The sequence below is a fragment of the Stenotrophomonas sp. STEN035 genome (assembly GCF_056759935.1).
In genome coordinates this window covers 135,305-155,863 of record NZ_JBRRDY010000006.1, presented here as the reverse complement: position 1 = coordinate 155,863, position 20,559 = coordinate 135,305, and the positions used below count along the sequence as shown (strand labels likewise).

General features: G+C 63.9%; 14 protein-coding genes and 1 rRNA gene. 7 read left to right on the top strand and 8 right to left on the bottom strand.

Annotated features, from left to right (window positions below; translation table 11 throughout):
* Positions 1-173 precede the first annotated feature (173 nt).
* Positions 174-288, top strand: a 5S ribosomal RNA gene (rrf, locus tag ACVOLL_RS05080).
* A gap of 376 nt (positions 289-664) precedes the next feature.
* On the opposite strand, the gene ACVOLL_RS05075 is transcribed toward rrf, so the two are convergent.
* From ACVOLL_RS05075 to ACVOLL_RS05055, 5 genes are all read right to left on the bottom strand, one after another.
* Positions 665-1,537 (bottom strand): methylglyoxal synthase, encoded by an 873-nt coding sequence (locus tag ACVOLL_RS05075; RefSeq protein ID WP_481511900.1) that lies wholly within the window; start codon positions 1,535-1,537, stop codon positions 665-667.
* Between the two features lie 413 nt (positions 1,538-1,950).
* Positions 1,951-3,396 (bottom strand): FAD-dependent oxidoreductase, encoded by a 1,446-nt coding sequence (locus ACVOLL_RS05070; protein ID WP_481511899.1) that lies wholly within the window; start codon positions 3,394-3,396, stop codon positions 1,951-1,953.
* 131 nt (positions 3,397-3,527) lie between these two features.
* Entirely contained in the window at positions 3,528-7,982 is a 4,455-nt protein-coding gene (gene gltB / locus ACVOLL_RS05065) for a glutamate synthase large subunit (protein WP_481511898.1), read from the bottom strand.
* Between the two features lie 294 nt (positions 7,983-8,276).
* Positions 8,277-8,663, bottom strand: a complete 387-nt coding sequence (locus ACVOLL_RS05060; protein ID WP_481511897.1) for an I78 family peptidase inhibitor — start codon at positions 8,661-8,663, stop codon at positions 8,277-8,279.
* A 207-nt stretch (positions 8,664-8,870) separates the two neighbouring features.
* A complete protein-coding gene (locus tag ACVOLL_RS05055) occupies positions 8,871-9,191 on the bottom strand; it encodes a hypothetical protein (protein ID WP_481511896.1) in 321 nt (106 codons plus the stop codon).
* A 286-nt stretch (positions 9,192-9,477) separates the two neighbouring features.
* On the opposite strand from ACVOLL_RS05055, the gene ACVOLL_RS05050 reads away from it, so the two are divergent.
* From ACVOLL_RS05050 to ACVOLL_RS05040, 3 genes are all read left to right on the top strand, one after another.
* A complete protein-coding gene (locus ACVOLL_RS05050; RefSeq protein WP_481511895.1) occupies positions 9,478-10,593 on the top strand; it encodes a saccharopine dehydrogenase family protein in 1,116 nt (371 codons plus the stop codon).
* Between the two features lie 97 nt (positions 10,594-10,690).
* The gene (locus ACVOLL_RS05045) at positions 10,691-11,077 is read left to right on the top strand and encodes a BlaI/MecI/CopY family transcriptional regulator (protein WP_481511894.1); all 387 of its coding nucleotides are present in this window, start codon (positions 10,691-10,693) and stop codon (positions 11,075-11,077) included.
* A gap of 3 nt (positions 11,078-11,080) precedes the next feature.
* Positions 11,081-12,901, top strand: coding sequence for a M56 family metallopeptidase (locus ACVOLL_RS05040; RefSeq protein WP_481511893.1), 1,821 nt, complete (start codon positions 11,081-11,083; stop codon positions 12,899-12,901).
* A 183-nt stretch (positions 12,902-13,084) separates the two neighbouring features.
* Here ACVOLL_RS05040 and ACVOLL_RS05035 read toward each other — a convergent pair whose 3' ends face one another.
* Both ACVOLL_RS05035 and ACVOLL_RS05030 read right to left on the bottom strand, forming a co-directional pair.
* On the bottom strand, positions 13,085-14,173 hold the full coding sequence (locus ACVOLL_RS05035) for a ribonuclease H-like domain-containing protein (protein ID WP_481511892.1): 1,089 nt from the start codon (positions 14,171-14,173) through the stop codon (positions 13,085-13,087).
* Positions 14,170-16,653, bottom strand: a complete 2,484-nt coding sequence (locus ACVOLL_RS05030; protein WP_481511891.1) for a DEAD/DEAH box helicase — start codon at positions 16,651-16,653, stop codon at positions 14,170-14,172. The genes ACVOLL_RS05035 and ACVOLL_RS05030 overlap by 4 nt, the downstream gene beginning before the upstream one ends.
* 157 nt (positions 16,654-16,810) lie before the next feature.
* On the opposite strand from ACVOLL_RS05030, the gene ACVOLL_RS05025 reads away from it, so the two are divergent.
* The 3 genes from ACVOLL_RS05025 to rlmF all read left to right on the top strand — a co-directional run bounded on the left by ACVOLL_RS05025 (position 16,811) and on the right by rlmF (position 19,226).
* Complete coding sequence (locus ACVOLL_RS05025) at positions 16,811-17,344, top strand: hypothetical protein (RefSeq protein ID WP_481511890.1); 534 nt, start codon at positions 16,811-16,813, stop codon at positions 17,342-17,344.
* A 77-nt stretch (positions 17,345-17,421) separates the two neighbouring features.
* Positions 17,422-18,084 (top strand): dTMP kinase, encoded by a 663-nt coding sequence (gene tmk, locus ACVOLL_RS05020; RefSeq protein WP_481511889.1) that lies wholly within the window; start codon positions 17,422-17,424, stop codon positions 18,082-18,084.
* Positions 18,085-18,245: 161 nt separating this feature from the next.
* Entirely contained in the window at positions 18,246-19,226 is a 981-nt protein-coding gene (gene rlmF / locus ACVOLL_RS05015; protein ID WP_481511888.1) for a 23S rRNA (adenine(1618)-N(6))-methyltransferase RlmF, read from the top strand.
* 7 nt (positions 19,227-19,233) lie between these two features.
* On the opposite strand, the gene ACVOLL_RS05010 is transcribed toward rlmF, so the two are convergent.
* Positions 19,234-20,415 carry a DUF3667 domain-containing protein gene (locus ACVOLL_RS05010; protein WP_481511887.1) on the bottom strand — a complete coding sequence of 394 codons (1,182 nt, stop codon included), beginning with the start codon at positions 20,413-20,415 and terminating at the stop codon, positions 19,234-19,236.
* Positions 20,416-20,559: the final 144 nt, after the last annotated feature.

Here is a 20,559-nt window from a genome sequence, read left to right as displayed (position 1 = left end):
GTAGTGCAGCCTAAGCTGTGCGAGAGTAGGTCATCGTCAGGGTTTTTACCTAGAACCCCGCTGCTCACGCAGCGGGGTTTGTCTTTTTATGTAAGCCAGGTGTTTTTGAGCCTGGCTTCAGTTCCGCAAGGAAACGCATTGGAGCCGGCGCAACGCGCTGCTCAAACCGTCTTCCTGATGAAAACAGCGCTATGGAACCACCCGATCCCATCCCGAACTCGGAAGTGAAACGTAGCCGCGCCGATGGTAGTGCAGCCTAAGCTGTGCGAGAGTAGGTCATCGTCAGGATTTAAACCCAAAACCCCGCTGCCAAAAGCAGCGGGGTTTTTCTTTGCCTGGTGCAAAGTCAGGCTTTGGGCAGCGGTGACAGGCTTTTGTGGGAGCGGCGCTGGGTGGCCTAGGGCCATCAGCCGCGAAGCTCGCAGCAACAACGGCGCGGAAAGGCTTGAGCGAAGTCAAAAACCAAAAACCAAAAACCAAGAGCCAAGAGCCAAGAGCCAAGAGCTCCCCTCATCCCAACCCTTCTCCCGCAGGCGGGAGAAGGACTAAAGCAACAACCAGGGCGATGGCCACAGCCAAAGCTACAGCCAAAGCCAAAGCCAAAGCGATCGGTGGAGCAGACGCTACGTGGAATGCCCCTGCCGAACATGGTTCGGCACTACAGTCAGGCTCTCTGGCGTATCTGCGCGGCGGTTGCCCAGCGGGCTGCGATGTTCGGTGCAGTAATGCACACCGCTTCATCAGTGACAGTGGTCACTGCGCGCTCCAACAACTGGATGTCCGCTTCATGTTGGCGCGCCACATGCGGATCTTCAAAGAAGATTGCGCGTTGGCAGCGATGCTCAAGCACACGGTCCGCAATCTGCGCGTCGCCGCCTAGCGGGCCGCTCTGGAAGCGGTGGATCCATTCCTGGTCGCGTGGCCAGCCGCGGCTCCAGGCCATCTCGTTCAAGCGCTGACCGGTGGTGCCGGTACCGATGCGCTGCTCGAACTGCGACAACACGTCAAAGTGCTCTGATGCGAAGGCGAGCATCTGTGGCTTGCGCGCATCGTGGGCGATCAGCGCAAGCGTCTGCTTGCTGAAGTCATGTAGATCGTCGGCGCCCGGGTCCGGTGCGAGGCTGGCGTGGATGCGCTCCATTTCAATCCAATCACGTGCGGTGGCTACCGTGGAAATGAAAGGTTTGCCATGGATGACGCATTGGCGCTTGAGCGCGATGGCCTCAGGGAACACCGATGAAGGATCGACCGGGTCGATGAAGTAGATCGCGCCGTCGAGAGTACGCTCGGGTGTGCCCATGCCCACGACTTCGGCAACCAGCTTCATCAAACCGCCTTCGCGACCGTTTGGATAGCGCTTGAGTGCGGGGTAGTTCTGCAGCGGATGGGTGCTGGCAATGGCGTCGTAGGTGCGGCCAATAGCGTGCAATTCGACGCCTAGTTCGCGTATTCCGCTTTCGCTGGCGCGTAGCCAACGGAACAACGCAGCGTCGGTGCTTTCGTGATGGAGACGGTTTGCAGCCAGACCGATGCGCATTGCTGCTTCTCTTTGTGCGGAGTTTCTGAGTGTAGGGCAGCTGGGTGTCGGCTTGTTGGTGGCGTTGGAGCCAAAGCTAAAACTAAAACTAAAACTAAAGCTAAAGCTAAAGCTAAAGCTGCCCTCATCCGCCCTCCGGGCACCTTCTCCCGCATGCGGGAGAAGGGAATGCGGCGCTATCGGGTGAACGGATAGTCCAAAGCCAACAGCCAGAGCCAACAGCCAGAGCCAACAGCCAGAGCCAACAGCCAGAGTCAGAGCCAGAGTCAGAGCCAGAGTCAGAGCCAGAGTCAGAGCCAATAGCCGAAGTAGCGAACTCAGCGGCTATTAGACAAACAATGCCGAAGTAATCCCCTCTCCCGTTTCAACGGGAGAGGGGTAGGGGTGAGGGCGCTCTTGGCGCGGACCCGACCTTACCGCTTCAACAAGGCAACAATGCTCTCAGCAGCATCACGGCCTTCAGCAACCGCAGTCACCACCAGGTCCGCGCCGCGAACCGCATCACCACCGGCAAACAGCTTGGCGTTATGGGTCTGGAACGGCAGACGCGTAGCACCACCGGCAATGATGCGACCGTTACTGCTGGCCTCCACGCCCTGCGACGAAAGCCATTCCGGCAACGTCGGCGAGAAGCCAAATGCGATGATCACCACATCGGCTTCCAGCAGCGATTCGCTGCCATCAATGGCCACCGCGTTGCGGCGACCATTGGCGTCCGGTGCGCTCAATTCGGTCTCGACCACGGTCACGCCAATCACTTCATCATCAGCGCCGGCCTCAATCGCCAAGGGCTGGCGGTTGAACAGGAAGCGCACACCTTCCTCGCGGGCATTGGCAACTTCGCGCGCCGAGCCCGGCATGTTGGCTTCATCACGACGATACGCGCAGGTCACCTTGGCCGCGCCCAGGCGGATCGCGCTGCGTACGCAGTCCATGCCGGTGTCACCGCCACCCAGCACCACCACGCGCTTGCCGTTGAGGTCGGGCAGGGCGATCTGGTCTTCCCAGCCGGCAATCGGTCGACCCTTGGGGTCGTTGCCACTGACAATGCGGCTGTTCTGTACCAGGAAGGGCAGTGCCGGCAGCACGTTCTTCAGATCCTGCCCGATCAGGCCACCGTCGGTGTAACGGTAGGCACCGGTGCCGAGGAACACCGCGTCGTAGTCGGCTTGCAACTGTTCAATGCTGATGTCGCGGCCGATCTCCACGCCCAGGCGGAACTGCACGCCCATGCCTTCGAGGATCTCGCGGCGACGGTCGATCACGCTCTTGTCCAGCTTGAAGCTGGGGATGCCGAATTGCAGCAGGCCACCAATCTGTTCGTAGCGATCGAACACCACGGCCTGCACACCGGCGCGCGCCAGGCGATCAGCGCAGGCCAAACCCGCGGGGCCTGCACCAACGACAGCCACGCGCTTACCGGTGCTCTCAACTGCCTGTAGATCAGGCTTCCAGCCAGTGGCCAGCGCGGTATCGACGATGTACTTCTCGACCGCGCCGATGGTGACCGCGCCGAACTCTTCAAGCGTGCAGCTGCCTTCGCACAGACGATCCTGCGGGCAGACGCGGCCACAGACTTCAGGTAGCGGGTTGGTCGAATGGCAGAGCGTCGCCGCCTCGTGGATGCGGTCTTCCTGCACCAGCTGCAGCCACTGCGGGATGGCGTTGTGCACCGGGCACTTCCAGCTGCAGTACGGATTGCCGCAATCCAGGCAGCGGCCGGCCTGGTACTGCGCATCGCCTTTGTCGAATTTGCCGTAGAGCTCGCCCCAATCGCCGGACGTGCGCAATTCCACCGGAATGCGCTGCGGCATGGTGCGGGGCAGATCGAGGAACTGGAAGGCTTGCTTGCGGCTCATGGGAACTCGTTACGTCTGGAGGAGCCCTTCTCCCGCGTGCTGGAGAAGGTGGCCCGAAGTGGCGGATGAGGGGGCTTTGAAGCTGCCCTCACCCCGGCCCTCTCCCGCAGGCGGGAGAGGGAGACAATGCATCAGGCGGCGCGACGCAAGGATTCGGCCAGCGACTCGATGCTGGCGGCCTTGGGTTTGACCAGCCAGAACTTGCCGACGTAGTCGCGGAACTCGTCGAGGATCTGCTGCGCCCAGATGCTGCCGGTCAACTCGCGGTGGCGGCCGATCAAGGTGTGCAGGTGCTGGCGATGGTTCTCGAAGCCTTCGGTCGAGATGCGGTGGATGTCGATCAGCTCATGGTTGTAGCGGTCGACGAAATCACGGTCGACGTCGAGCACATAGGCCAGGCCACCAGTGAAGCCGGCACCGAAGTTCAGGCCGACCTTGCCGAGCACCGCTACCACGCCGTCAGTCATGTATTCGCAGCAGTGGTCGCCTGCACCTTCAATCACTGCCAGCGCGCCGGAGTTGCGCACACCGAAGCGTTCGCCTGCGCGTCCTGCGGCAAACAGCTCGCCGCCGGTCGCGCCGTACAGGCAGGTGTTGCCGATGATGGCGGTGTTGCGTGCCTCGAAGCGGGCGCCGCGCGACGGACGTACCACCAGGCGGCCACCGGCCATGCCTTTGCCGACGTAGTCGTTGGCTTCGCCTTCCACTTCCAGGTTCAGGCCGCCGACGTTGAATGCGCCGAAGCTCTGTCCGGCGGTGCCGCGGAAACGCAGGTTCAACGGCGCTTCGCTCATGCCGTGGTTGCCATGTGCGCGGGCGATGGTGCCGGACAGGCGCGTGCCAACCGAGCGGTCGGTGTTGTGGATCAGGAAGCGATGCTCGCCGCCCTGCTTGTTGGCGATGGCAGCGGCGAGCAGGTTGTCCATCTGCGTGGCCAGGCTGTCCGGCGACTGGTACAGGCGCTGCGCAGCGCAATGCGCACCGTCGTAATGCGCAGGCGCGAGCAGGCGCGACAGATCGACCTTGACGCCTTCGCGCGGCGACACTTCCAGCTGCTGCAGCAGATCGGTGCGGCCGACGATTTCATCCAGCGAACGCACGCCCAGATACGACAGCCATTCGCGCACTTCCTCGGCCAGCAGGCGGAAGAAGTTCTCCACGCGCTCCGGCAGGCCGGTGAAGTAGCCGGTACGCAGGCGCTCGTCCTGGGTGGCGACGCCGGTGGCGCAGTTGTTGAGGTGGCAGATGCGCAGGTACTTGCAGCCGAGCACGATCATCGGCCCGGTGCCGAAACCGAAGCTGTCGGCGCCCAGCAGTGCGGCCTTGACCACATCCAGGCCGGTCTTCAGGCCACCGTCGGTCTGCAGGATGGTGCGGCTGCGCAGATCGTTGCCGACCAGCGCCTGATGCGATTCGGCCACGCCCAGTTCCCACGGCACGCCGGCATAGCGGATCGAACTGATCGGAGATGCACCCGTGCCGCCGTCATGGCCGGACACGGTGATCAGATCAGCGCCAGCTTTCACCACGCCGGCAGCAATGGTGCCGACGCCTGCGTGCGAAACCAGCTTCACCGACACCAGTGCATCCGGATTGACCTGCTTCAGGTCGTAGATCAGCTGCGCCAGATCTTCGATCGAATAGATGTCGTGGTGCGGCGGCGGCGAGATCAGGCCGATGCCGGGCTTGGCGTAACGCAGGCGTGCGATCAGCTCGTTGACCTTGTGGCCGGGCAGCTGGCCGCCTTCGCCGGGCTTGGCGCCTTGCGCGACCTTGATCTGCAGCACTTCGGCATTGACCAGGTATTCGGCAGTGACGCCGAAGCGGCCGGAGGCCACCTGCTTGATCTTGGAACGCTTCTCGGTGCCGTAGCGTGCCGGGTCTTCGCCGCCTTCGCCGGAGTTGGAGCGGCCGCCGAGGCGGTTCATTGCGATGGCCAGTGCTTCGTGTGCTTCCGGTGACAGCGCGCCCAGCGAAATCGCTGCGGTATCGAAACGCTTGAACAGCGCTTCGGCCGGTTCCACTTCGTCCAGCGGCACCGGCGTTGCTGCCGGCTTGAGCTGCAGCAGATCGCGCAGCGCCGAGGTCGGACGCGAATGCACCGCGTCCATGTACTTGCGCCAGTCTTCGGCATCGCCAGTACGCGAGGCACGCTGCAGCGTCATCACCACGTCCGGGTTGTACATGTGGTATTCGCCGCCATGCACGTACTTGAGCAGGCCGCCGACTTCCGGCTGCGCCAGGTCATTCCAGGCACGCACGGTGAGTTCGCGCGCTTCGGTATCCAGGCGCGCAAGGCCCACGCCGCCGATGCGGGCAGCGGTATCCGGGAAGCACAGTTCAACCACGTCCGGGTCGAGACCGACGATCTCGAACAACTGCGCGCCGCGATAACTGGCAATGGTGCAGATGCCCATCTTGGAGATGATCTTGCTCAGGCCCTTGTAGATGCCCTTGCGGTAGCTGCGGCCGATCTGCGAGACCTCACCGCCCTTCTTCAACTGCAGGATGCCGCGCCGGCCCAGGTCGAACAGCGTCTGGTAGGCCAGGTACGGATACACCGCGGTCGCACCAAAGCCCAGCAGACAGGCCATGTGGTGCGCATCGCGCGCGGTGCCGGTTTCCAGGATCAGGTTGACGTCGCAGCGAAGCCCGACCTTCGAGAGATGGTGATGCACGGCGCTGGTGGCCAGCAGTGCATGCACCATCGGCCGGTCGGCGACCGGGTAGCGGTCGGACAGCAGCAGCATCACCACGCCATCGCGGGCGGCCTGCTCGCACTCGGCGCAGATACGCTCGATGCCGGCCTTCAATCCTTCCTCGACGCTGTAGGACAGGTCGATCAGGCGATTGCGCTCGACGTACTGGTCCATCTTCAACAGCTGGCGCAGCTTGCGCTGGCTCAGCACCGGCGAGTTGAGGATGACGTGGTTCACCGTCTCCGCACCGGCGTGGAAGATGTTGGTCTCCTTGCCGAGCTGGGTGGTCAGCGACATCGCGCACTCTTCGCGCAGCGGATCGATCGGCGGGTTGGTGACCTGCGCGAAGGCCTGGCGGAAGTAGTCGTACAGCGGCCGGGTATGGCGGCTGAGCACGGCGATCGGGGTGTCATCGCCCATCGAGCCGGTGGCTTCCTGGCCGGTCTCGGCCAGTGGCCGCAGCACCTGTTCGAGTTCTTCGGTCGTGAGCTGGAACAGCTTGTGGTAACTGCGCAGCGTCGCTTCGTCGAACGGTTCCTCGGCCAGCGAGGGATCGATCAGCTCGGTCTGCAGGTAGGTCACACCCTGGTGCAGCCATTGCTTGTACGGCGCACGTGCACGGTTGATGCGGTCGATGGCTTCGGAATCGAGCAGGTCACCACGCTTGAGATCGATGGCCATCATCTGGCCCGGGCCGAGCTTGCCCTTGCGCACGACGCGCTCGGTCGGCACTTCCCACACGCCGGCTTCGGAGGCGACCAGGAAGTGGCGATCGGAAGTCAGCATCCAGCGCGCCGGGCGCAGGCCGTTGCGGTCCAGGGTGCAGGCGGCGTAGCGGCCGTCGCAGGCAACGATGCCGGCCGGGCCGTCCCACGGCTCGCTGTTCAAACCATAGAACTCGTAGAACGCAGCGAGATCAGCGTCCTTGAATTCCAGCGACTGGGTTGCCGGCGGCACCAGGATGCGCAGCGCCTGGATCAGCTCCATGCCGCCGGCCACCATCAGCTCCAGCATGTTGTCCATGCTCTGCGAATCGGAACCGTGCATCGAGATCACCGGGTCGAGCTCGGCGATGTCGAACTTCGGCGTCTTCCACACCTTGCTGCGCGCCTGCGCCCAGTGGCGGTTGCCTTCGATGGTGTTGATCTCGCCGTTGTGGGCGAGCATGCGGAATGGATGGGCCAGCGGCCAGCGCGGCATGGTGTTGGTGGAGAAGCGCTGGTGGAACACCACCACGCTGGATGCCAGTTCGTGGCGCTGCAGGTCCGGGAAGAAGGTGCTCAGTTTGTCCGGCAGCACCATGCCCTTGTAGCTGATGGACTCGGCACTGAGCGTGGTGACGTAGTAGTCGGCGACATCGCGCAGGGCCTGTTCGCTGCGGCGGCGGGCCATGAACAGCGCCAGTGCAAATTGCTCGGCGCTCTGCTCGATGTCGGCATCGACGAACACCTGTTCGATCTTCGGCAGCGTGTCGCGCGCCAACTGGCCACAGACGCTGTCATCGGTAGGGACTTCACGCCAACCGCGCGGATGGCAGCCAGCGGCGCGCAGCTGGGCATCCAGTTCGGCGCGACATCGCTGCGCGGCGTCAGCATCGTGCGGCAGGAACACAACGCCTGCGGCGAAGTTGGGGCCGAGCACGATGCCGGCTTCTTCGGCCAGCTGGCGCAGGAACACGGTGGGCTTGCGCAGCAGCAGGCCGCAGCCGTCGCCGGTGAGCCCATCGGCGGCGACACCACCGCGGTGGGTCATGCGCGACAGGGCGGCGATGGCGGTATCCACCAACAGGCGCGATGGCTGGTCGTCGAGCTGGGCGACCATGCCGAAACCACAGGCGTCGCGTTCGTCTTGCGGGTCGTAAAGCCCTTGCGGGGTGCGGACTGCCATCTGTGCCTCGATGCGATTCAGGTGAGCGGCGACACTCCTGCCCGCTCGCTGAGCACGTCATGCACATCAGATGGATCGCGTCGTGCCGTTGGGGTAAGACCCGACGTACGCCGTTGCGGCGTATACGCCCGACCCAAGCGCCCTCGCGCCCATCCAATGGACGCAACGTGCTCTACCTGGAGCGCACCTTGAGGTCACCGGATGGATCGACTAAATCACAGTTGTTGCAACGCCGCAATACATCGTTGCGAGCGCAACCAAAGCCTTGCCCAGCAAGGCTTTGGCGCTGCCAATTCAGCCGCAGCGGACGCCGCTGACCGTGCCTTTTTCATCGAGTTCGATGTTCAGGCGCTCGCCGATGAACTCCATCGTGACCGGCTGGTTGGGCTTGAGTACGCGGACATCGGTGGCACCGGCGTCTTCCTTGGCCTGGGCCTGCATGGCCTCGGTATAGGTCTGGCCGACCAGGCCTTGCACCTGGCTGGCATCGCAGGCGCCCGGCGGCGGTGTGGCTTCAGCGGGCGCGGCGGCGGCCTGCGCGGCCTGCTGGGATTGGTTCAGTGCCTCATCCTGTTCTTCCGGGGCCGGCTTTGTGCAGGCGCTCAGGGCCAGCATCAGTGCAGCGGTGGCAATCAGGGCGGCGGGGCGGCGCAGGGCGCGCGGCGTCGACGGGAATTGCATCGGAACTCCAAGCTATTGAGGGACACCCCAAGCATATCGCCAAGTGAGGAAGTGTTGACGCTGCGTCGCACCAGATTGCGAGACACTCCGGCGGAGCTTTGTCTATCGGGAATGGGAAGATCGCAGTACCCGGAAGCAACGCCACAGTCGGCGCTGTTCAACGATGCAGCTACATGGGCTGCATGACGCGCTGCGACTTCTGCAATGTCAGCCGCAACGCAGCGCCGTGATGTTGTTGGTGCGACCCACTTCGATGGTCAGACGCTCGCCACCGCTGCTAGGTGGGGTGGCGCTGTTGGTGTTATCCCCGCTGCCGCGCACCACGTGTACCTGCAGGCTGTCGCTGTCCACGCGCGCGCGCTCCACTGTGCCGGGAGCTGCCGCCAGGCCGACCGCGCCGCGCACCATGTCGCTATGGCATTGACCGGAGATGACGCCGTCGATGGGCTGCACCTGACTGACCTGGGCGGTGCTGCAGGCAGTGGCGACGATGGCGCTGAAACTGGCGGTGACTAGCATCCGATACATGGCGGACTCCAGGCAGGGGTGTGCATGCAGGGTGCTGCCGCAGGTGTAAGAGCGGGATGAAAAGTTGCTTTCTGGTGCGTGGCGCAGCAGATCCACTCCCTCCCTTTCGCGTAGCGAAGGGGAGGGTTGGGGAGGGGTGCGCTTCGCAACAAAGCCAAATAACGAGCACAAGCAATGGCCAAAGCCACCCCCTCCCAACCTCCCCCTTGGCTGCGCCAAAGGCGAGGGGCGAAAGCAGTTCATTCCTCGCTGATAATCCACCCAGCAATCAACGCAGGAAGATCCGATGTCGCAGCAGGAAAGCTGTCGTGTTCTGGTGTTGGGCGGTTACGGTCATTTCGGCGCGCGCATCGTGCGTGCGCTTGCGATCACGCCAGGCATCAAAGTCATAGCCGCGGGCCGCAACCCAGCGCAGGCTGCGGCGCATCTACCCGGTGTGGATCTGGCGGCAATAGAACTATGTCGATTGGATACCGCCGCCGCTGATTTCGAAGTAAAGCTGGCGGAAACGCGAGCGGCCCTGGTCATCCATACCGCCGGTCCTTTCCAAGGCCAGGGTTACGATGTGGCGCAGGCTTGTCTGCGCGCTGGCATGCACTACATCGATCTGGCCGACGGCCGCGACTTTGTCGCCGACTTCCCGCAGCAGCTGCGGGCCTTGGCCGAACAGACACAACGAAGTGCGATCAGCGGCGCCAGTACCTTGCCTGCGCTCTCAAGTGCGGTCGTGGATGCACTCGCTCCGCAGTTCGATCAACTGCACAGCATCGACATGGTGATCGCACCCGCACAGGCAACGCCACTGGGCATGGCCACGGTGCGCGCGGTGTTGTCGTATTGCGGCAAGCCGTTCCAGTGCTGGGTGGATGGCCGCTGGCAGACGGTGATCGGCTGGGCCGATCCGCAGCCGGTACGCTTCGCCCGCATCGGTCCGCGCTTGGCTTCGCCCTGTGATGTGCCGGACCACACGCTGTTGGTACAGCGCTATCCGGGCGTGGCGACCGTGCGCTTCCGCGCGGCGCTGGAATTGCCGTTCCTGTCGCGATGCCTGGCTGCGATGGCCTGGCTTCGCCGCATTGGCCTGCCATTGCCGATGGAAGCGCTGGCCGGCGTATTCGCCCGCGCCGGTCGCTGGTTCGATCGCTTTGGCACTGATCTTGGCGGCATGCGCATCACCCTGCGTGGCCAGCGTGGTGGCCTGCAGCACACCGTGCATTGGGACCTCACTGCTCCAATGCTGCACGGCCCGGAGATTCCCACCCTTGCAGCCGTGCTGCTGGCGCGCCGCTTTGCCCGTGGTGAGGCATTGCCGACTGGTGCCCATGCCTGTCTCGGCCTGCTGACGCTGGCGGAGTTTGAGAGCGAGTTCGCGCGCTGGCAGATCGACAGCGCGGTGAGCTGAATCATTCAGCCCGACAGCGGGCAGGGTGCCATCCGGGCTATTGACTACAGATGTAGGCAGATCTACCGTGACGACAAATGTAGTCACGGAGACGGCCATGCGCCGCAAGACCATCGGGGACCAGGAACTGGCCCTGCTGCAGTACATCGGAGAGAACGAACCCACCAGCGTCGGCGAGGTTGCCGCACGCTTCGGTGAGGCCCGCGGGCTGGCCCGCTCCACCGTGTTGACGATGATGGAGCGCCTGCGTACCAAGGGCTATCTGCAGCGCGAGCACGACGAGGGCGTGTACCGCTACAGCTCCACCGCCGAACAGCAGGACGTGGTCAACGGCGCGGTCGGCAGCTTCGTCGAGAAGACCCTGCAGGGCTCGATCTCGCCGTTCGTGGCGTGGATGTCGGAGAAGGCCGAGGTCAGCGACAACGAACTGGCCGAACTGGAAGCGCTGGTCAGCAAGCTGCAATCGCAGCGCCGGGAGGACTGAGCCATGTCGATGACGCTCGAGTTGTTGGGTAGCCGCTTGCTGGCGACCAGCGTGCAGACCGCGCTGTTGGCGGGTCTGGTGTGGCTGCTGTGCCGTTACGTGCGACGCCTGCCGGCCAGCACCCAGTGCACGCTGTGGTGGCTGGTGGCGGTGCAGGCCGTGGTTGGCCTGTTCTGGGCGTCACCGCTGGAGTTGCCATTGCTACCCGCCGTCGATGCTGCACCGATGGTAGTGCAGGCTGCGGCAACCGCTGCACCGATGACCACCGCGCCGCTCATAGTGATGAAGCCTTTGCCAGCGGACAGCAGCTGGTCATGGAGCCTGGTGCTGATGGCGATGTGGGCTGCTGGCGTACTGGTGATGGCATTGCGCACTGCGCTGGCGTATCGCGCCAGTCGTGCCCTGCTGCGTGCCGCGCAGCCCTGCCACGATCACAAACTCAACGCCGCGCTTGCGCTTGCCGCCGATGCGCATGGCCTGCGCCGCGCACCGCGCCTGATGCTCAGCACTGCGATCGACTCGCCGCAGCTGATTGGCCCATGGCGTCCGGTGTTGCTGCTGCCTGCGCGTGGTCTGCAGCGCATGGGCGACGACCAGCTGGACATGGCCTTGACCCATGAACTGGTGCATCTGCAACGCCATGACCTGTGGCTGGGCTTGGTGCCTGCGCTCGCCCAGCACCTGTTCTTCTTCCACCCGGTGGTGCACCTCGCCGCCCGCGAATACGGCATTGCCCGCGAAGCCGCGGTGGATGCCGCGGTGGTCGCCGGTGACAGGCACTGCCGCCAACACTACGGACGCCTGCTGTTGCAGTTGGGCGTTGCTCCCCGGCCCGGCGCTGGTTTGGCCAGCGCGTCGCCGACCTTTCTAAGCCTCAAGCGGAGATTGCTCATGTTGCAGGACACATCTTCCTTCCCGCGCGTCGGTGCGGCCTTGATCATTGCTGCGGTCGCCGTGATCGGTGTGGCTCCGCTGCGCCTGGTGGCGATGCCGGCACCGCCCGTGCCGCCAGCACCACCGATACCTTTGGCTGCGCCAGCTGCACCGGTAGCGCCAACCGCACCGGTCACACGTTCGGTGACACGCACGGTGGTTGCCGGTGCTGCTGTACCCGCCGCACCGCCAGCGCCGCCAGCACCACCTGCACTGGTGGTGCCACCCGCACCGCCGGCGGCCCCGCCAGCACCCGCTGCACCATTGCGTACGCAAGGCGTGATCCATCTTTCCAGCAACCAGAACGCCGATGGTTATGTGCTGATCAAGGGCAACCATAACGTCATGAATGGCACCGTCGCCGACCTGCGCGAAGCCAAGCAACTGGATGACGGCAAGGGCGTACTGCTGGTACGCCGTGATGGCAAGCGCTATGTGGTGCGCGATGCGGCAACCTTGTCGCGCTTTCAGCAGCTGTATGCCGAAAGCGTGCGTCTGGGTGATGCGCAGGGCCGTCTGGGTGACCGGCAGGGGGCGTTGGGCGACCGCCAGGGGCAGATCGGTGAGCGCATGGGCGAGATCGGCGCACGGATTGGTGAACTGGCGAGTGAGCAGGCGGAGCTGGCACTGAGTTCGGGTGAACGTAGTGATGCGCAGCGCCGTGCATCTGAAGCAGCGCGCCGCAAGCTGGAACAGGCACGCGAGGAAATGGAGAACCCGGCAATGCGTGCGGAGATGGAAAGCCTGGCCGCGCAGCAGAGGGAATTGGGCAAGCAGCAGGCTGAGTTGGGCCGGCAGCAGGCGGCGGCCAGCGCCAAGGCCAACCGTGATGCGGAGCAGTTGATCCGTGAAGCGATCAGCAGTGGGATTGCGCGGCCGCTTGGTGGGTGATGTTCTGGGAGGGTTTGCTGGGGCTTGGTTTTAGAGCTACAGCAAAAGCACCCCTCCCCAGCCCTCCCCTTCGCCTACAGCGAAAGGGAGGGGGCCAAGCTCTGCTCCCTCCCTTTGGCGTAGCCAAGGGGAGGGCTGGGGTGGGGTAGGCTCTACAAGCAAAGCCTGACGAGCAACTGAAACTCAGCGCTCCGCCTCCAACGCCAATTCCGTCCGCTCATCAGCCTCTGCTTGTACCAAGCGCAGGAACAGCAGCGCCAAAGTCACCACGTCCTGATGGTTATGCTCGCCAACACGGCGCAGATTGCGCGCGCTGCCACCGCGCAAATAACTCAACCACGCCGCAGGCGCTTCCGAACCCGGCAGGTCATCCTCGCGTGCGATCAGCAGCAGCTGCCGTTCGATGGTCGCCAGTCGACAGTTCTCCCAGGTGCCGCGATAGCGACGACGGGTCGGGAACAACAAGTCCACATGATCCAACGCCGAAATCGGATCACCACGACGCGCCAGTCGGTATCGAGTCTTCAACAACGGCGCGTCATAGCAGCGACCGTTGTAACTGGAAAGCACCGTGCTTGGTGACAGCCAGCTCGCAAACAACTCCAGCATTGCGCTCTCCGCGCCCATCGTCGACATCAGCAGCTGGCGCACGCGCAGGCCTTCGCCGCGCGCTGCATCGTGATGCCAGTCGGCGGCGCCGATCATGAAGGCGCGGGTACCGGTGCCGCCGGCCAGGCCGGTGGTTTCGGTGTCGAAGAACAGCAGGTCCTGCGGCGCGACAGATTCTTCAGGACGTTTGCTGAAAGCCAGTGACAGCGGCTGCGTTGGAATCGCCTGCGGGATGAAGGCTTCGATCAGATGCAGTCCGGGTGCGATCTCGGTGCCGGGTAGATCGCGATCAACCGGGCCGCGTTCGACTGGCTGTGCAGGAGCGATGGCGCGGTTGCGTGTAGCCAACAAGCGTCGCAGTGCAGCGCCGTCTTGTGGAACTGCGGATTTGTGTTGGATCTGATCGACCCAGCCGAATACCGAGGATTCCTGCTTCGGCTTTTGTAGGAGCGGTGTCAGCCGCGAAGCCACTGCTGCATCCGAAGCAGGAGAAGAACCAGATGCATCCGGAGCAACAGGCACTGCTGCGGCGTCCACCATTGCTGGCTTCGCGGCTGACGCCGCTCCTACAACAGCTGCGGGCTCCGCTGATCCCGCAGGTGCTGCCGTTGCCAGCCCTGCCTGTTTACGCAGGGCTTTCAATTTGTCCAGGCTGATGCTCATGGCAGCAGGTCGACGGCCTCGTCCATGACGATGGTTGGCACCTGATCGCAACGCTCGGCCGAGAGCAGCGACAACACGGTCAATGCCAATGAGCGCGGCGTTGGGCCTTTCTCTTCTTCCTGTGCAGCCAATACCGGACCAACACAGGCCGGGCAGCCGGCATTGCAGTCGCAACGCTCCACCAACTCCAAGGCGCGCTGCACCAGCTCGCCCTGACGCTGCCACAGCGGTTCGCTCAGGCCAACGCCACCGGGGAAGTTGTCGTACAGGTATACCGTGGGTACGAAACTCTGCATCAGTTCCACTGTGGTTTCGCCAGCTTCATTGCCACGCAGCTGACCGCGGCCGGTCTGGTCGGCGATTGCAAACCAGGCACCATCGCCATTGCCCACTGCTTTCTGCAGATCGCGGGCGTCGGCCATCACTGCTACGGTGGCGACGATGTGCAGCGCATAGGCGGCGCCGAGGAAACCGTCCAGCGCATCCTGCTTCTGCGCGAAGCTGCGCAGCAACGTGGCCTGCGGCAGCTGCCACCAGACGGCCGTGGTATGCAGCTCCTGGTCGGGCAGGTTGACCGGGCCGTAGCCGATATTCTCGTGCGTGTAGTAACGGATCTTCTTGTAGCCGGCGACGCGTCGCACCACGTGGACTTCGCCATGATGCGAGTCGCCACGGCCGGCGCCGTCGCCATCAAAGCGATCCAGCACTTTCAGCTTGGTGTAGTCGATGCTGTCGGTGTAGTAGTCGACGTGCGTGCGGGTTACGTAGGCTTTACGTCCATCCCAGTCCAGCCGTTCCACTTGATACGGCGTGCTCTGCACCATGTGGATGGCGCCTTCGTACAGCGTCAGTGCAGCGGCGGAATAATCCACCTCGGCGATGATCTGCTGCTTGCCGTCACTGCGGTCCACCACCACGAAGTTGCCATCGGCCACCGCGCGCAGGCTCACCGCATTGGCGGGATAGCTGTCGGCGATCCACTCCCAGCGGTCGCCTTCCTGGTGCACCACTTCGGTCTCGGCCAGCGCCTGCAGGAACACCAGCGGATCGATCGGCCCGAACGGCTCGCCAGCCAGGAAGGGCAGCTCGAACGCCGCGCAGCGTATGTGGTCGAACAGGATCAATGGCTGGTCCGGCGAGATGCGTGCGTGCTCGGGCGTGGCGTTGGCGAAGAAATCCGGATGCCGCACCACGTACTGATCCAGCGGCTGGCTGCTGGCCACCATCACGCCGAGCGCGGCCTGCTGACGACGGCCGGCACGGCCGAAGCGTTGCCAGGTTGCCGCAACGCTGCCCGGGTAACCATTGAGGATGACCACGTCGAGCGCACCAATATCCACGCCCAGCTCCAGCGCCGAGGTACTGACGATGCCGTCGATGTTGCCGGCGCGCATCGCCCGTTCCACCTCGCGGCGCTCGGTCGGCAGGTAGCCGCCACGATAGGCGCGGATGCGTGCCGGCTTGCGCGGGTCGTTGTCGAAGATGTCCTTCAGGTACTTGGTCAGCACCTCCACCATCAAACGCGTCTGTGCGAACACCAGCGTCTTCAAGCCACTCTTGATCGCGATGCGGGCAATGCGGTTGGCCTGTGAACGCGCCGAGGCGCGCAGGCCAAGGTCCGGGTTGATCACCGGCGGGTTCCACAGCAGCACGTGCTTGGGCCCGGTGGGCGCACCGGATTCGGTGATGGCATGCACGCGCTCTTCCACCAGCGCCTCGGCGTGCGCATGCGGGTTGCCGATGGTGGCCGAGCACAGGATGAACTGCGGTTGCACGCCATAGAACGCGCAGATGCGCTTGAGCCGGCGGATCACATTGGTGACATGGCTGCCGAACACGCCGCGGTAGGTGTGGATCTCGTCGATCACCACATAGCGCAGGTTCTCGAAGAACTGCGCCCATTTGGTGTGATGCGGCAGGATGGCCTGGTGCAGCATGTCCGGGTTGCTGACCACGATGTCGCCATGTAGGCGGATCGCCTGCCGTGCATCGCCGGGGGTGTCACCGTCGAAGGTGAACGCCTTGACGCCCAGATCACCGGCGCGGTTGAGCTCCAGCAGCTCGGCCACCTGATCCTGCGCCAGCGCCTTGGTCGGGAACAGGTACAAGGCCTTGGCATTGCCCTGCATCGCCGCGCTGACCACCGGCAAGGTGTAGCACAGCGATTTGCCAGAGGCGGTAGGCGTGACGATGGCGACGTGCTCGCCGCGCTGGGTGGCGTCCCAGGCCTCGGCCTGATGCGAGTACAGCTGCTCGATGCCGCGCGCCTTCAATGCAGCTTTCAGCGCCTCGGGTACGTCATCGGGAATCGGCGCATAGCTGCCTTCGCGGCCGGGGATGGTGAAGCTGCCGGTGACTCGGTCCTTGTAGCGCCGGGCCAGGCGCTGGCCGAGCAACGAGCCGTCACGCGAGGGCAGGCCATCGGTGGTTGCCAGCGCCCGTTCGCTGGCTTCGGTGCGGGGAGCGAGGGAGAACGCCATGCACGCAACTGCCGATCAAAGAACATATGGAAGCATATTGGTGTCTCATGCCGTGAGACCCATTGGGATTACGACATGCTGAACGGACGCCGGCGTTCCAACAAAATGTGAAGGACAGCCTGCGTATGCTGCAGGCGACGCGCAACAGGCAGGGTGGGTGGCTGTGGCATTACCGGCAAAATGGAGCACCTTGTTGGCCGGCATGATGCTGGCGGGGATGGCACAGGCGCAGCAGACCGTGCCAGCAAGCACAGCTGCCTCGCCTCCCGGGGCGGAGGTGGTCGAACCGGCAGGTGTCGACAACGCGCGAGCCGATCCGAGCGATGTCGTGGAGGTGCCGGCGCAAGGCAACGTCACCACCCTGGGTGAAGTACGCGCCATCAAGCCCGAAGACGATGAGCCGTTGGACCTGTACCGCTTCAAGAACCCGGTGCAGGCCGCGCCCAACCGTTTCAGCAAGAACTGGAGCGAGCCACCGACGCCCGAGCAGGTCGGCATGAGTGGCGGCTACCTGATGATGGGCATCGGCTATGGCCTGATGAAGGCCGCGCAGGGCCTGAACAAGCTCACCGGCGGCCCCGACCAGATCCAGTCCGCGATCGCCCGGCCACCGCCGGAGTTGACCGAGGACGAGCAGCGGCGGGCGGCCGACTACTGCGCGATCAACGGCTGCATCGTGCCAGAACGCTGATACGGGGGCTGTTCCTGGCATGGCGGCAGCGGCGTCAAGCCGCGCGGTATCGGCCGGATCCGATTAAAGTAGCGCCCATGGATAACCAACAGATTCCCGGTGGCCTGCTCATTGCCATCGAAGGCATTGATGGCGCTGGCAAGACCACGCTCGCTCACACCCTGGCCCAGCACCTGCGCGCTGCAGGGGCGCAGGTGGTGCTGGGCAAGGAACCGACCAACGGCCCGTGGGGCACCCGCCTGCGCGCCACCGCCGCCACCGGCCGGCTGAGCCCGGAGCAGGAGGTCGAATACCTGCTGCACGACCGTCGCCAGCATGTGGAAGAGGTCATCGCCCCGGCCTTGGCCCGTGGCGAGATCGTCATCCTCGACCGCTACTTCCCGTCGATGGTCGCCTACCAGGGCGCCGCCGGCCTGCCGCTGGACGAGATGCTGCAGGCCAACGACTTCGCACCGCGCCCGAATTTGCTGCTGTTGCTCGACCTGCAGCCGGAGCAGGGCCTAGAGCGCATCCGCGCGCGTGGCGACAAGCCCAACCACTTCGAAACCGCGCAGAACCTGGAGCGTTGCCGGCTGATCTTCCAGCAGCTGGAGCTGCCCAACAAGCAGGTCATCGACGCCAGCCGCAACGAAGCCGAAGTGCTGGCTGATGCGCATGCGGCGATTGCCGCGGCCTTGGCCCTGCGCGTGGGTGAACAGGGCGCGCAGCTGCTGCAGAACGTGCAGGGTTTGGAGCTGTAGAAGGCTGTTGAACCTGTAGGAGCGGCGTAAGCCGCGAAGCTGACAATGCCTCAGGTGCAGGCAATACATGTCATCTGCTGCTGTACGTGCTTCGCGGTTTACGCCGCTCATACAAGCACACCGATTGCCCTGGTTCGTCACCCCTAGCGCTCAACAAGAACATGATTTCCCGGCCACAACGCTCGAACAGGCAAGCAGCGGCACAGCCGCTGCTGCATCCCCGCAACCGCCATCAAGGCCGTTATGACCTGGTGCGTCTGGTTGCGGCGAATCCCGCTTTGCGCGCGCACCTGATCCGAACCCCGGCCGGTACTGACAGCATCGATTTCAGCAACCCGGCTGCCGTGCGCGAACTCAACCGCGCGCTGCTCGCCAGCGACTACGGCATCCAGCATTGGGATATCCCCGATGGCTATCTGTGCCCGCCGGTGCCGGGCCGGGTGGACTACCTGCACGGTCTGGCCGATCTGCTGGCTGCAGACTACAACGGCGTGATCTCACGCGGCCCCACGGTGCGCGCGCTGGACATTGGTGTCGGAGCCAACTGCATCTATCCCTTGTTGGGCCAGGCCGAATACGGCTGGCGTTTCCTTGGCAGCGATATCGATGCGGATGCGCTGCAGGCCGCCAATGCCAATGTGCAGGCCAATGGCCTCGGTCATCTCATCGAACTGCGCCAGCAGCATGCGCGCGGCAATCTGTTCGCCGGCCTGCTGCAAGCCGATGAGCGCTTCCACCTGACCCTGTGCAATCCGCCATTCCATGCCTCGGCCAAGGAGGCGGCACAGGGCAGCCAGCGCAAGCTTCGTAATCTCGGTGGCACGAAGGCAGGCGGCCGCAAGGCGCCTGCGCTGAACTTCGGCGGCCAGGCCAACGAGCTGTGGTGCACCGGTGGTGAGGCATCATTCCTGCGGCGGATGATCCGCGAGAGCGTGGATATCCAGAATCAGGTGCTGTGGTTCAGTTCACTGGTGGCCAAGAGCGAGCACCTGGCCGATATCCACAAGCAGCTGGACAAGGTTGGCGCAGCCGAGGTACGTGAAGTGGCGATGGCGCAGGGCAACAAGCAGAGTCGCTTTGTTGCATGGAGCTTCCATCCAGCCGCTGCACGCAAGGGCTGGATGCAGGCAACGCAGGCCTAGGCCGGGTTCAAGCTGACACGCCGGCCAGCACCGCGTACATCACCACGAAGGTGACCAGGAAGAAATAGATGAAACCGATGAAGCTGTAGCGCAGCAGGGTCAGGATCGGGTTGCCGCCATACACGCGCTGCTGCATCCAGAACAGATATACCGGCACAGCAAGCCACAACAGCACATACAGCCAGGCACAAATCGAGCTGACCACCGCATTGCCGATTGCACCGCTGATACCGGCGATGAGGAAGGTGGTCAACAGCACTAGCATCAGCCAGCAGTGGCTGTATAGCGCCACCACAAGGTGTTCGAGGTAACCCATCGGCCGTCGCATGATGTAAGCCACGCGCAACACCAGCGCGAAGATCGGCATCAGAAAGAACAGCGCACCGGGCAGTGAGGTCAGGATGGCCTGCACGTACAGATCGGTCTTGCTGCCCATGCGTTCGACATTGGCTTGGCCGTTGGCTAGCCGACGATTGAGCCAGTTGCTGACGAACTTCGGCCAGCCAGCCAGCACGACGGGATTGGTTTCCGGGTCCCAGGGTTTGCCGTTGATCGGGACATTGATGAAGACTGCTTTTTTCTCCGCACTGACACGCTCGGCAGCCTCGTCAGCACGCGCCAGCGCCGAGTCGGTAGCGCTGCGTGCGGATGGCTGCGCGTTTGCTTCGAGTTCCGCGCTGCGTTGCGCAGCTGAGGTGTTGATCGCTGCCATGGCAATGGCAAGCGCTGGCGCGGCCGCAGGATTTGTCTTCTGCTGTTGCTCGATCTGCGCCACCTGGGTGGTACGCACGGCTTCCACCTCGGCTACGGTCTGCGCCTTGGCGAAGGCCGGATCGGCGTTGCTGCCGGTGCCGAAGTCGTCGCTGTGCAGCGTCAGTTTGCCAACGAAGAAGGTGAACAGCGTAAGGATCACGAACAGCCGCAGCGGCTGCACATAGCCGACGCGCTGACCCTTTAGGAAGTTGACGGCGATCCGACCCGGTACCAGCAGATCGCGCAGGGTGCGGAAAATGCGCCCATCCAGATGCCAGAACGATTCGAACACCTCTTCGACTGCATGCCCGAAGTTCTTCAGCGGGTTATGCGCCGACTGCCCGCAGCCATGGCAGTAGTGGCCCTGCAACGGCGTGCGGCAGTTCTCGCAGGCACCGTGTTCGGAAGTGGAATGCACGACTTCGGTCTGGCTCATGGCTGGCGCGGCGGGCAACGGTTGGAAGCCGCATACGATAGCGGGGTTTGCCGGCTCTGTTCAGTGTCCGTTACAAAAACACTCGCCGAAGTAGAGCCCCTCTCCCGTTCACGGGGGAGGGGTTGGGGTGGGGGAAAGCTCCTG

Excerpts from the sequence above, each read along its gene's own strand:
- ACVOLL_RS05045 (WP_481511894.1), top strand. The coding sequence starts at position 10,691 with ATGCGCCGCAAGACCATCGGGGACCAGGAACTGGCCCTGCTGCAGTAC.
- ACVOLL_RS05060 (WP_481511897.1), bottom strand. The coding sequence starts at position 8,663 with ATGCAATTCCCGTCGACGCCGCGCGCCCTGCGCCGCCCCGCCGCCCTG.
- ACVOLL_RS05075 (WP_481511900.1), bottom strand. The coding sequence starts at position 1,537 with ATGCGCATCGGTCTGGCTGCAAACCGTCTCCATCACGAAAGCACCGAC.
- ACVOLL_RS05040 (WP_481511893.1), top strand. The coding sequence starts at position 11,081 with ATGTCGATGACGCTCGAGTTGTTGGGTAGCCGCTTGCTGGCGACCAGC.
- ACVOLL_RS05055 (WP_481511896.1), bottom strand. The coding sequence starts at position 9,191 with ATGTATCGGATGCTAGTCACCGCCAGTTTCAGCGCCATCGTCGCCACT.
- ACVOLL_RS05030 (WP_481511891.1), bottom strand. The coding sequence starts at position 16,653 with ATGGCGTTCTCCCTCGCTCCCCGCACCGAAGCCAGCGAACGGGCGCTG.
- ACVOLL_RS05010 (WP_481511887.1), bottom strand. The coding sequence starts at position 20,415 with ATGAGCCAGACCGAAGTCGTGCATTCCACTTCCGAACACGGTGCCTGC.
- tmk (WP_481511889.1), top strand. The coding sequence starts at position 17,422 with ATGGATAACCAACAGATTCCCGGTGGCCTGCTCATTGCCATCGAAGGC.
- rlmF (WP_481511888.1), top strand. The coding sequence starts at position 18,246 with ATGATTTCCCGGCCACAACGCTCGAACAGGCAAGCAGCGGCACAGCCG.
- ACVOLL_RS05035 (WP_481511892.1), bottom strand. The coding sequence starts at position 14,173 with ATGAGCATCAGCCTGGACAAATTGAAAGCCCTGCGTAAACAGGCAGGG.
- ACVOLL_RS05070 (WP_481511899.1), bottom strand. The coding sequence starts at position 3,396 with ATGAGCCGCAAGCAAGCCTTCCAGTTCCTCGATCTGCCCCGCACCATG.
- ACVOLL_RS05050 (WP_481511895.1), top strand. The coding sequence starts at position 9,478 with ATGTCGCAGCAGGAAAGCTGTCGTGTTCTGGTGTTGGGCGGTTACGGT.
- gltB (WP_481511898.1), bottom strand. The coding sequence starts at position 7,982 with ATGGCAGTCCGCACCCCGCAAGGGCTTTACGACCCGCAAGACGAACGC.